This window comes from Actinoplanes auranticolor, assembly GCF_018332655.1.
Lineage (GTDB): Bacteria > Actinomycetota > Actinomycetes > Mycobacteriales > Micromonosporaceae > Actinoplanes > Actinoplanes auranticolor.
In genome coordinates this window covers 246,627-257,623 of record NZ_BOQL01000021.1, presented here as the reverse complement: position 1 = coordinate 257,623, position 10,997 = coordinate 246,627, and the positions used below count along the sequence as shown (strand labels likewise).

Annotated in this window: 10 protein-coding genes; 3 read left to right on the top strand and 7 right to left on the bottom strand. The window is 71.7% G+C overall.

The genetic code is table 11. The features are described 5' to 3' along the window. Nucleotides 1-21: 21 nt before the first annotated feature. Nucleotides 22-1,101 (top strand): LacI family DNA-binding transcriptional regulator, encoded by a 1,080-nt coding sequence (locus Aau02nite_RS12750; RefSeq protein ID WP_212988584.1) that lies wholly within the window; start codon nucleotides 22-24, stop codon nucleotides 1,099-1,101. On the opposite strand, the gene Aau02nite_RS12745 is transcribed toward Aau02nite_RS12750, so the two are convergent. The 7 genes from Aau02nite_RS12745 to Aau02nite_RS12715 are packed head-to-tail and all read right to left on the bottom strand — an operon-like array spanning nucleotide 1,098 to nucleotide 8,108. Then, nucleotides 1,098-1,970 carry a sugar phosphate isomerase/epimerase family protein gene (locus Aau02nite_RS12745; RefSeq protein WP_212988583.1) on the bottom strand — a complete coding sequence of 291 codons (873 nt, stop codon included), beginning with the start codon at nucleotides 1,968-1,970 and terminating at the stop codon, nucleotides 1,098-1,100. The genes Aau02nite_RS12750 and Aau02nite_RS12745 overlap by 4 nt on opposite strands. Next, nucleotides 1,967-3,016, bottom strand: coding sequence for a Gfo/Idh/MocA family protein (locus Aau02nite_RS12740; RefSeq protein WP_212988582.1), 1,050 nt, complete (start codon nucleotides 3,014-3,016; stop codon nucleotides 1,967-1,969). The genes Aau02nite_RS12745 and Aau02nite_RS12740 overlap by 4 nt, the downstream gene beginning before the upstream one ends. Next, the gene (locus Aau02nite_RS12735) at nucleotides 3,013-3,840 is read right to left on the bottom strand and encodes a sugar phosphate isomerase/epimerase family protein (protein WP_212988581.1); all 828 of its coding nucleotides are present in this window, start codon (nucleotides 3,838-3,840) and stop codon (nucleotides 3,013-3,015) included. The genes Aau02nite_RS12740 and Aau02nite_RS12735 overlap by 4 nt, the downstream gene beginning before the upstream one ends. A 19-nt stretch (nucleotides 3,841-3,859) precedes the next feature. Continuing rightward, nucleotides 3,860-4,846 (bottom strand): Gfo/Idh/MocA family protein, encoded by a 987-nt coding sequence (locus Aau02nite_RS12730; RefSeq protein WP_212988580.1) that lies wholly within the window; start codon nucleotides 4,844-4,846, stop codon nucleotides 3,860-3,862. A gap of 5 nt (nucleotides 4,847-4,851) precedes the next feature. Then, the gene (locus Aau02nite_RS12725) at nucleotides 4,852-5,766 is read right to left on the bottom strand and encodes a carbohydrate ABC transporter permease (protein ID WP_212988579.1); all 915 of its coding nucleotides are present in this window, start codon (nucleotides 5,764-5,766) and stop codon (nucleotides 4,852-4,854) included. Then, on the bottom strand, nucleotides 5,763-6,764 hold the full coding sequence (locus Aau02nite_RS12720; RefSeq protein WP_212988578.1) for a carbohydrate ABC transporter permease: 1,002 nt from the start codon (nucleotides 6,762-6,764) through the stop codon (nucleotides 5,763-5,765). The genes Aau02nite_RS12725 and Aau02nite_RS12720 overlap by 4 nt, the downstream gene beginning before the upstream one ends. A gap of 6 nt (nucleotides 6,765-6,770) precedes the next feature. Further along, nucleotides 6,771-8,108 carry an ABC transporter substrate-binding protein gene (locus tag Aau02nite_RS12715; protein ID WP_212988577.1) on the bottom strand — a complete coding sequence of 446 codons (1,338 nt, stop codon included), beginning with the start codon at nucleotides 8,106-8,108 and terminating at the stop codon, nucleotides 6,771-6,773. A 177-nt stretch (nucleotides 8,109-8,285) separates the two neighbouring features. On the opposite strand from Aau02nite_RS12715, the gene uxaC reads away from it, so the two are divergent. Together uxaC and Aau02nite_RS12705 are read left to right on the top strand one after the other, a co-directional pair. Beyond that, entirely contained in the window at nucleotides 8,286-9,683 is a 1,398-nt protein-coding gene (gene uxaC / locus Aau02nite_RS12710; RefSeq protein WP_212988576.1) for a glucuronate isomerase, read from the top strand. Next, the gene (locus Aau02nite_RS12705) at nucleotides 9,680-10,981 is read left to right on the top strand and encodes a mannitol dehydrogenase family protein (protein ID WP_246595089.1); all 1,302 of its coding nucleotides are present in this window, start codon (nucleotides 9,680-9,682) and stop codon (nucleotides 10,979-10,981) included. Before uxaC ends, Aau02nite_RS12705 begins: the two co-directional genes overlap by 4 nt. Nucleotides 10,982-10,997 lie beyond the last annotated feature (16 nt).

Sequence of the window (10,997 nt, the reverse complement as noted above, 5' to 3'; positions counted from 1 at the left end):
ACCCGGCCTACGATGAGCGGCATGGGGCGACGCCCGACGATCTACGACGTCGCGCGGGAAGCCGGCGTGGCCGCCTCCACCGTGTCCCGGGCCTACTCGCGGCCGGGCCGGGTGCACGCCGAGACCGCCCAGAAGATCTTCCAGGCGGCCGAACGCCTCGGGTACCGCTCCGGCCCGCTCAACGGCCAGCAGCCCGGCGGCCGGGCCACGCACCGCTCGATCGGGCTGGTCATCGCCGACGTCACCAACCCGTTCTACGGCGAGATCATCAAGGGCGGGTACGAAGCCGCCCGCGAGGCCGGGTACCAGCTGGTCCTGCTGCACACCAACGAGTCGCCCGAGGTGGAGCGGCAGACCATCGAGCGGGAGATGGAGCAGGTCGACGGCATCGTCATCGCCAGTTCCCGGATGAGCGACTCGGCGCTGCGGATGATGGCCAAGCAGAAGCCGGTGGTGCTGCTCAACCGGATCATCCCCGAGGCGAGCTGCGTGGTGAACGACAACGAGCGCGGGATCCGCCAGGCGGTGGAGCACCTGTGCGCCCTCGGCCACGACACGGTGCTGTACGTGGCCGGCCCGGAGATCAGCTGGGCCGACGGGGTGCGCTGGCGGGCGTTGCGGGAGGCGGCGGCCCAGCTGCCGCTCGAGGTGCGGCGCATCGGCCCGAACGAGCCCACGGTGCTGGCCGGGCTGAGCGCGGCGCGGCGGGTGGCCGAGCTGGGCGCGACGGCGGTGCTCGCGTACAACGACATGCTGGCCATCGGCATCATGAACGGGCTGCACAAGTTGGGTGTCATGGTCCCGCACGACGTCAGCGTGGTGGGCTTCGACAACATCGTCTACGACGAGCTGATCAACCCGCAGCTGACCACGATCGCGGCGCCGCTGTACCGGATGGGCCTCACCGGGGTGCGCAACTGCATCGCGGTGTGGCACGGCACCCGGCCCAGCGGCACCCCGCTGGTCCTCCCGGTCCGCCTGGTCGTCCGTCAGTCGACGACTCAGCGCCGGCGCCGGAGCACCTCCCCCGCCCGCGGCACGACCGGCGGGCCGGGCCCGGCCGTGCCACCGGCGAGGTCGATCATCGCCGGGTCGCGCTAACCGGTCGCCGGCAGGTGGCCCCGGGCCCACTCGAACGAGATGCGGTGCGACTCCGCGCGGGAGTCCATGCTGGGCTCGTCGACCTCGATCATGAAGTCGCCGTCGTAGTCCGCCGGGATCGCGGCCAGCACGGCCGCGAAGTCGACCACGCCCAGCCCAGGCTCGGCCCACAGTCGTTTCGTGGCCTGCACTTCGTGGTAGCTCATCCCCTTGCGGCTCTCCGGACTCAGCAGGTCCGGGAAGCAGTCCTTGATGTGGATGCCGCCCATGCGGTCGGCGTAGCGCCGGATGAACGGTGCGGGGTCGATACCGGCCCACCGGAGGTGACCGGTGTCCGGCCCGAAGCCGATCACGTCCGGGCCGAGGTCGTCGAGCAGGCGCACGATCTCGTCCCCGGTCTCGAAGACGCCGCCGACATGCGAGTGGTGCAACGGGCGCAGCCCTTCGGCCCGCAGCACCCGGCAGACCCGGCCGCAGTTGTCGATCGCGCGGGCCAGCCGGCCCGGGTCGAGATCGGCGCCGACGGCCGGTTCGGCCATCCGGGCGGGCACGGCCATCGACGAGATCATCGTACGGTCGAGGCCGAGCGCCACCTGGGCCGCCGCGAACCGCTTGGCCCGCTCGACCTCCGCGGCCATGTCGACCGTCTCGTCGAAGGGCGAGCTGAACAGGCTGAGCGACGGGGCCAGGCCGTACCCGGCGATCCAGTCCCGGTACTCCTCCGCGGTCATGTCGTCGGGTACGTCGGCCTTGACGGCGGTGAAGCCGATCTCCTGGAAATCCCGGAAAGCCTCGGCGAACACCTCCCGCGTCTTGCCGGCCCGGCTCCAGTACGGGATGGGATTGGCGGCGATGCGTGGCGTGGTCACGACAGGCGCACCGGCCTTCCGGTCCGGGCGGACTCGTACGCGCCGGTGATGACCCCGATCGACTGCCGGTTGGTCTCCAGATCCACCCGCAGCTGCTCGGTGCCGTCGAGCGCGCCGAGGAAGTTCAGGTACTGCAGGCGGTGGGCGTCGGACAGGCTGCCGGGGTTGCTGCCCGCGGTGGGGACGGAGGTGCTCTGCGTCGTACCCATCAGCTTCTCCTCGGGCTCGCGGCCCGCCGCGGTGGCGTGGAAGAACGCGAGCTGGTCGTTGTCGATCACCGCCGAGCCGCGGTCGCCGTGCACCTGCAGGCGCGCGCTGAGCCCCGGATAGGCGGCGGTGGTGGCGTGCAGGACGCCGAGGGCGCCGCTGTCGAAGCGCACGACGCCGACTGCGACGTCCTCGACCTCGATCCGCTCGTGGGCCAGCGTGCCGGCGTACGCGAACACCTCGACCGGCCGGCCCAGGGCCGCGACCAGCAGATCCACCGTGTGCACGCCCTGGTTCATCAGCGCGCCGCCGCCGTCGAGTTCCCAGGTGCCCCGCCAGTCGCCGGAGTCGTAGTAGCTCTGCCCGCGCCACCAGTCGATCGACGCGATGCCCGAGGTCAGCCGGCCGAACTCGCCCCGGCCGATGGCGGCCAGCGTGGTCTCGGTGGCCGGGTCGAAGCGGTGCTGCGAGATCACCGTGACCAGCGTGCCGGCCTTGTCCCGGGCCTCGATGATCTCGTCCGTCCGGGCCACCGTGAGCTCGGCCGGCTTCTCGACGATGACGTGCTTGCCGGCCCGCAGCGCCTCGACGGCCACCTCGCCGTGCAGCCCGGTCGGCGTGCACACCACGACCACGTCGATCTCCTCGGCGGCCAGGGCGGCGGCGAGCGACGGGTACGGCCGGCCACCACGTTCGGCGGCGAGCTGCTCGGCCCGTCCGGTGTCGATGTCGGCCACCGCGACCAGCTCGGTCCGGTCCGCCAGCTGGCTGATGACCAGCCCGTGGTGCCGTCCGATGACACCGGCGCCCACCACGGCGATCCTGCGCGGGTTGCTCATGTGTACTCGATTCCCTGGGTCGTGAGCAGGTCGGTGAACGCCTGCCAGGCGGTGCGGAACAGCTCCTCGCCGGAGAATCCGCCGGTGGCGGTCGCGGCGCTCAGGTGCGGTTCGAGCGAAAAGAACCCGTCGAAGCCGTCGTGGTGCAGCGCGCGGACGGTGCGGTCGAGCTCGCCGTCGCCCTTGCCGGCCGGGACCACGGTGCCGTCCCCGGCGAGCGCGTCCTTGATCTGGATGTACGCGACGTGCGGGCGCAGCACGGCGTACCCGTCGGTGTAGGGCCGGACCCCGACCTGGACGAAGTTGGCCGGGTCCCAGGCCAGCCGCAGGTGCGGCGAGCCGACGGAGCGCACCACGTCCAGGCACCGGGCCGGCACGTCGCCGTAGATCTCCTTCTCGTTCTCGTGCAGCAGGATCAGGTCGGCGTCCTCGGCCACCCGGGCCAGCGCGCGCATCCGGTCGATCACCTCGTCGCGGTGCGCGGCCGGGTCCGCGCCCGGCCGCAGGAAGAACGAGAAGATCCGCACGTACGGCGCGTCGAAGAAGCGCGCGACGTCGGCGGCGTGCCGCATCCGGTCCAGATGCGGGGCGAAGTCCTCGTCGATGAAGATCTTGCCGATCGGTGAGCCGATGCTGGACACCCGCAGGTCATGGGCGGCCAGTGTGCTCTTCATGACGCCGAGCCGGGCGGGATCGAGGTCGAGGATGTTGACCTGCCACGCGCTGCGGATCTCGGCGAACCTCAGCCCCAGGCCGGCCGCCACCCGGCACTGCTCGGTGAAGTCGGGTGAGATCTCGTCGATGAATCCCGAAAGTGTCCACACGGGCGCGTCCTTTCCTGCGTCAGTCGTGCTGTCGGTAGATCTCGTGGACCAGACGCAACGATCTGGCCCCCTCCCGCGGTCCGATCCAGAACGGCTGCGGGCCGGCCGCCGTGCGGTAGAAGTCGGCGATGAGCAGCTCGTGCGAGGCTCCCCAGTAGGACCGGCCCGCGGAGCCGGCGCGGCGTTCTGCGACCGTTTCGGTACGGCCGTCGGTGTAACGCACCGTCAGGTCGCCCCGGATCGTCAGCACCGCCTGCTCGGTGACGATCTCGATGGTCACCGGCGAGTCGGTGACGTGGGCGACGGTCGCGAAGAACACGCTCCGGGCGCCGCCGGCATGGTCGAGCACCGCGTGGGCGGTGTCCTCCACGTCGACGACACCGTCCAGCGCGTACCGCCCGGCGTGGCCGCGGACCCGGACCACGTCGCCGAGCAGCCACTCCAGCAGGTCGAGGGTGTGGATCGCCTGGTTGATGAGGACGCCGCCGCCGCTGTCGCGGACGCGTCCGCGCCACGGCCGGGCCGCGTAGTACGCCGCGTCGCGATGCCACAGCACACTGGCCGAGCCGCCGAGGACCGCGCCGAGCCGCCCGGAGCCGAGCAGCTCGCGGGCAGCCCGGGTGGCAGCGTTGTACCTGTTCTGCAGGCAGATCCCGGCCCGGAGATCCGGGCGGGCTTCGGCCGCTTCGATCAGCCGGTCCGCCTCGGCGACCGTGTGCGCGACCGGCTTCTCCACCAGGACGCCCGCGCCGGTGTCGAGGCAGTCGATCGCCACCTGGACGTGCTGGTGGTGCGGGGTGCACACGTGGACGACCTCGGGGCGGGTGGCCTCCAGCAGCTGCCGGTGGTCGGTGAACGCCGGGACGCCGTACCGCTGGGCCGCGGCCCCGGCCCGATCCGCGTCGGTGTCGCAGACGCCGACCAGCTCGACCCCCGCCAGGCCCTCGATCGCCTGCAGGTGCACGACCGAGACGTCCCCGCACCCGATGACCGCGGCCGTGGTCATCGGGGTCACTTGACCCCGCCGGCGGTCAGCCCGCCGACCAGGTAGCGCTGGAACAGCAGGTAAAGCAGCACGACCGGGGCCGCGCAGACCAGCGCCGCCGCCATCATCTGCGAGTACACCGGCAGCGCGCCGCCCTCCTGGGTGGTCCCGAAGATCTGCAGCGCGACCGCGGCGGTCTGCGTCTCGGGCCGGGTGAGCACCGACGCGAACAGCACGTCGTTCCAGCCCAGCAGGAACGCGAAGATCCCCGACACCACGATCGCCGGCAGGCTCAGCGGGACGATGATCCGGAACAGGATGGTCAGCGTGGACGCGCCGTCCACCCGGCCCGCCTCCTCCAGCTCGCGCGGCAGGCCGCGCAGGTAGGTGACCATCACCCAGGTGGAGAAGGGCAGGGCGAAGGTCAGGTACGCGACGAACAGTCCCCAGCGGGTGCCGATCACCGTGACGCCGAAATAGGTGCCGGCCGAGGAGAACAACACGAACACCGGCAGCAGCATCAGCGTGCCGGGGATGCTCTGCAGGCCCACCAGGCCGCGCAGGATGGTGACCCGGCCGACGAAGGTGTAGCGGACCAGCACGTACGCGGTGACCGTGCCGAGCAGCGCCGAGGCCACCGCCACCAGCCCGCAGACCAGCAGGCTGTTGAGGATGCCGGTGGACAGGCCCGCGGTGGTCCAGATCTTGGTGTAGCTCTCGCCGGAGAACGAGCTCGGCCAGAACTCGCCCTCGGCCACCCCGACGTCGGTGTTGAGCGAGGCCAGCACGATGTAGAGGATCGGCACCAGCACCAGCACGCACAGCCCGACGGTGATGATCGCCAGCAGCGGCCCGGGCAGCAGCCGATGGGCCTCGCCGGCCGGGGTCCGGCGGCGGGACCGCCGGGATCCGCCCGGGGTTGCGATCGCGGATGTGCTCATTTGCGGCCTCCCTCCTCGTGCACGTCCAGCCGGACCGCACGCAGATAGACGAACAGCGGGATGGCGATCAGCACCAGCGACACGACCGCCATGGCCGCGCTGAGCCCGAACCGCAGGCTCTGGAAGCTGGTGACGTAGACCAGCATCGGCATCACGTTGACGTCATCCGGAGCAGGTGCGCCGAACAACACGTACGGCAGCGTGAAGTTGTTGATGTGGTTGAGAGTGGCCAGCAGGCAGGCCAGCAGCACCGGGCCGCGCACGTACGGCAGGATCACCCGGCGCAGCTTCGGCCACCAGTCGGCCCCGTCGATGGCCGACGCCTCGTGCACCTCGCTGTCCACGCTCTGCAGCCCGGCCAGCGCCATCAGGTAGATGAACGGCCAGGCGGCCCAGATCTCCACCAGGATCAGCGTCCAGTACGACCGCGGCCCGCTGAGCCACAGCCCGCCGTCGACCCCGGCCCGGGTCAGCGTCGCGTTGACGATCCCGTCGGGCTGCAGCATCGTGCGCCACACCGAGGCCACCACGAACGACGGCAGCACGTACGGGATCAGGAACACCGCCCGCACCCAGCCCCGCCCGCGGTACGCGTTCTGGGTCACCACCGCGGCGGCCACCCCGAGGGGAACGGTCGCCACGGTCGCGATCACGGAGAACGAGACGCTGATCCAGACCGAGTGCAGCAGCCCGGACTCGAACGCCTCGGCGAAGTTGTCCAGCCCGATGAACGGCGCCTCGAGCCACCGGCGCAGCGTGTACTGGTCGAGATCGATCAGCGAGATGTAGAAGGCCAGCAGCAGCGGGATCCCGATGACCAGCGTCATCAGCGTGCCGCCCGGGATCAGCAGCCACAGCGGCCGCTGCCGTTCGGTGACGCCCCGGCGCCGCCGCCCGGCCCGGTCCGCCGGCGGTTCCCGGCCGGCCGGGTCGCGACCGGCGGCGGTGGCCACCGGAGCGTCCCCGGCCGTACGCGTGGTCGTGCGGTCGTCGGTCATGACGCTCTACTTCGCCCTGTCCAGCGAGGACTGCGCGGTCTTCTGGGCCGCGGCCAGCCGGCTGTCGATCTGGGCGTCGCTGATCGAGCCGCTGGACAGGTCGGGGATCGACTGCACCACGGCGTTGGTGAGCGCGAGCTGGATGTCGGCCCAGGCCCCGGTGAACGGCGTGGCCACCGACTTCTTCTGCGCCTCCACCACCGGGCCCAGCCGCGGGTCCGACAGCAGCGTCTGGGCCGCCGCGGCGTTGGCCGGCAGCTGGCCCAGCTTGGCGTAGATGTCCAGCTGGGCTTCCTGGTCGGTGATCAGCTTGACGAACTGGAACGCCAGGTCCTGGTTCTTGGAGTAGTCGGCGACCAGCAGGTTGTCGCCGGAGAGGATGCTGGCGGCCTCGACGCCGTTGGCCGGCCGGGTGGTGGCGCCCGGCGGCACGGTCGGCAGCAGGGTGAAGGCCCACTTGCCCTTCACCGCGCCGGCGTCCAGCGACTTGGCGGCCAGCGCCGAGGTGAGCGCGAAGTAGCCGGTCTTACCCTTGGCGAAGGCGGCGACCGCCTGCGAGTTGGTCCAGCCGACCGCGGCCGGATCGACCACCTTGTCCTTGGTCAGCCAGCCGAAGTACGTCTGGTAGGCCTTGCTGACGGCGGGATCGGCGATCCGGGCCGTCTTGCCGTCGACGATCGGGTTACCGGCCTGCACCGACATACCCCAGATGAACTTCCAGGGGTCGAAGTTGTCCTTGTAGGCCACGGCCAGGCCGTACTGGTCGCCCTTGGTCAGCTGCTTGGCGTGCTGGGTGAGCTCGTCCCAGGTGGTCGCCGGCTTGGCGATGCCCGCGGCCTTCAGCATCTCGGTGTTGTAGACCATCACGAACGGCCGACCGACCCACGGGACCCCGATCTGGTTCTCCGCGTCCGGTCCGGAGATGCCCAGCGAGGACGGCACGAACTTGTCCTTGCCGCCGAGCTTCTGCCACTCCTCGTCGCCGAGGGTCACGAACGCCCTGGTCGAGTACGCGGTCGGGGTCAGCGTGGTGCCGATGGCGTAGACGTCCGGGCCGGTGCCCGACACCACCGAGGTCTGGATCTTGGTCAGCTCGTCGTTCGCACTGGCGAACGTCTCCCACTTGACGTCGGCGCCGGTCTGCGCCTTGAACTTGTCGCTGACCGACTTCTGCCAGTCCTGTTGCTCCTGCGGGTACTGAGTGTTGGCGCCGATCAGCACATTGAGCGTCTTGCCGCCGCCGCTGCCGCCCCCGTCGTCATCGCCACCGCAGGCGCCGAGCGCGACGGTGAGTGCCGTCGCACCGGCCAGCGCCACCACTGCACGCAAAGTCCTCGAGCCCATCGTCGATCTCCCTTGGCTTGTCGCCGGTGCGATGTGATCCGCATTACGGCGGGAGTGTTACGAGATGGTTGCGTCGCGGCTCAGCGCCAGGCAATCAGTTGCACGTTGTTGCTTGGCGGCGCCGACAACAGATGGCAATTGCTTGTGGACCGGGCCGAGCGCCGTGAGGCTCAGGCGATGGCCACCTTGACCGTGCACCCCGACCGCCTGCTGCCGGCCGAACCCGGCGTACGCGACATCGCCCGCCGGCTGTACACCGCCGTCCGGGACCTGCCGATCGTCTCGCCGCACGGGCACGTCGACCCGCGCCTCCTCCTGGAGGACACGCCGTTCGCGGATCCGACCAGCCTGCTCATCCAGCCCGACCACTACGTGACGCGGCTGCTGCACGCCGGTGGCGTCCCGCTGTCCGACCTCGGCGTGGGCGAAGGGCCGATGGCCGAGGACCGGGCCCGGGCGGCGTGGCGGCTGCTGTGCAGCCACTGGCACCTGCTGCGCGGTACGCCCGTACGGTACTGGTTCGACAGTGAGCTGGTGGACATCTTCGGCGTGACCGAGCGGCCCTCCGCGGCCAACGCCGACGCGCTCTACGACCTGATCGCCGGTCAGCTGGCACAGCCCGGCCACCGGCCGCGCGCGCTGTTGCGCCGCTTCGGCATCGACTTCCTCGCCACCACCGACGACCCCGCGGACGACCTGGCCGCCCACGACGCGCTGCGGGCCGACCCGGACGTGTCCACCACCGTCGCGCCGACCTTCCGGCCCGACCGCTATCTGGAGGTCGGGCGGCCGGGCTGGCCCGAGGCGGTCAAGGAGCTGGGCGGCGACTGCGGCCACTACACCGGCTACGTCGCCGCGCTGGAGGAACGCCGCCGGTACTTCGTAGCGCACGGCGCCGTCTCGGCCGACCACGGCCACGCCGACGCGGGCACCGAACCGCTCGGCCACCGCGACGCCGAACGCATCTACCGCTCGGCCCTGGACGGCACGGTCACCCCGCAGGAGGCCACCGCCTTCCGGCAGCACATGACCTTCGAGATGGCCCGCATGTCGTGCGACGACGGGCTCGTCATGACCCTGCACCCGGGCGTCTACCGCAACCACCACCCGGCCACGTTCGAGCGGTACGGCCCGGACACCGGTCACGACATCCCCCTCGCCGTCGAGCTGACCCGCTCGCTGCGCCCGTTGCTCAGCCGCTTCGGCACGTACCCCGGCTTCCACCTGGTCCTGTTCACCGTGGACCCGGACGTGTACAGCCGGGAGATCGCCCCGCTGGCCGGCTTCTACCCCGCGGTGTACGCGGGCGCGCCCTGGTGGTTCCTCGACAACCCCGCGGAGATCGGGCGCTTCCAGGCGGCGGTCACCGAGACCGCCGGGTTCAGCCGGCTGTCCGGCTTCATCGACGACACCCGGGCCTTCTGCTCCATCCCGGCCCGGCACGACATGTCGCGCCGCCTCGACGCCGGTTTCCTGGCCGGCCTGGTCGCCGCCCACCGGCTCGACGAGGACGAGGCCCACGACACGCTCACCGGCCTCGTCAGCGACCAGCCGCGCAAGGTGTTCAAGCTGTGACCGCGCCGGTGCGCATGGTCCATCTCGGGCTCGGCGGGTTCTTCCGGGCGCATCAGGCCTGGTACACCGGGGCCGCCCCGGACGCCGCGGACTGGGGCATCGCCGCGTTCACCGGGCGGTCCCCGGAGCTGGCCGACCGGCTGGCCGCCCAGCACGGCCGGTACACGCTGATCGTCCGCGGTCCCGAACACGACGAGATGGCCGCGCAGAGCGCGGTGGTCGCCGCGCACCCGGGCACCGACGTCGCGGCCTGGTGCGGATACCTGGTCCGGCCCGAGGTGGCGGTGGTGACGCTGACCGTCACGGAGGCCGCCTACCGCCGCGACCGGAGCGGCGGGCTCGACCTGAGCGACCCTGCGGTGCGCGCCGACCTCGAAGCTGTGCGCAGCGGTGCGGCTCCCGTCACGGTGCCGGGAAGGCTGGTCGCCGGCCTGGCCGCGCGCCGGGCCGCGGGCGCCGGACCGCTGGCCGTGGTGTCCTGCGACAACCTGCCCGGCAACGGCGAGGTCACCGCCCGGGTCGTGCTCGACCTGGCCGCGGCCGCCGACCCGGCCCTGGCGCCGTGGATCCGCGACTCGGTCTCGTTCGTGACGACCATGGTCGACCGGATCACCCCACGCACCACGGACGACGACGTACGGGCGGTGCACGAGCGCACCGGCTTCGCCGACGCCGTCCCGGTCGTCACCGAACCCTTCACCGAATGGGTCCTCAGCGGCGACTTCCCGGCCGGGCGCCCGGCGTGGGACGCGCGCTTCGTCGGCGACGTCACCCCGCACGAGACCCGCAAGCTGCTGCTGCTCAACGGCGGGCACTCGTTGCTGGCGTACGCCGGCAGCGCGCGTGGCCACGACACGATCGCCGAGGCCATGGCCGACCCGGTCTGCCGGGACTGGCTGTCGGAGTGGTGGGACGAGGCGTCGAGGCACGTGCCGCTGCCCGCCGGCGAGCTGGCCGACTACCGCGCGGCGCTGACCGCCCGGTTCACCAACCCGCGGATCCGGCACCTGCTGGCCCAGATCGCCGCGGACGGCTCGCAGAAGCTGCCGATCCGGGTGCTGCCGGTGCTGCGGGCCGAACGCGCGGCTGGCCGGATGCCCGGCGCCGCGGTGCGTGTGCTGGCCGCCTGGATCGGTCACCTGCGGGGCCTCGGCGCGCCGGTGAACGACGAAGGTGCCGCACCGTACCGGAAGCGCGCGGGATCCGTGCCCGACCTCCTGGCTCTGCTGGCACCGGACCTGGCCGGGGACAACGACCTGATCAAGGCGGTCGAGTCCCTGGGGCGCGGACGGGGGTGACCGTGGCGTTCGCCTC

Excerpts from the sequence above, each read along its gene's own strand:
- Aau02nite_RS12720 (WP_212988578.1), bottom strand. The coding sequence starts at position 6,764 with ATGACCGACGACCGCACGACCACGCGTACGGCCGGGGACGCTCCGGTG.
- uxaC (WP_212988576.1), top strand. The coding sequence starts at position 8,286 with ATGGCCACCTTGACCGTGCACCCCGACCGCCTGCTGCCGGCCGAACCC.
- Aau02nite_RS12715 (WP_212988577.1), bottom strand. The coding sequence starts at position 8,108 with ATGGGCTCGAGGACTTTGCGTGCAGTGGTGGCGCTGGCCGGTGCGACG.
- Aau02nite_RS12730 (WP_212988580.1), bottom strand. The coding sequence starts at position 4,846 with ATGACCACGGCCGCGGTCATCGGGTGCGGGGACGTCTCGGTCGTGCAC.
- Aau02nite_RS12725 (WP_212988579.1), bottom strand. The coding sequence starts at position 5,766 with ATGAGCACATCCGCGATCGCAACCCCGGGCGGATCCCGGCGGTCCCGC.
- Aau02nite_RS12750 (WP_212988584.1), top strand. The coding sequence starts at position 22 with ATGGGGCGACGCCCGACGATCTACGACGTCGCGCGGGAAGCCGGCGTG.
- Aau02nite_RS12740 (WP_212988582.1), bottom strand. The coding sequence starts at position 3,016 with ATGAGCAACCCGCGCAGGATCGCCGTGGTGGGCGCCGGTGTCATCGGA.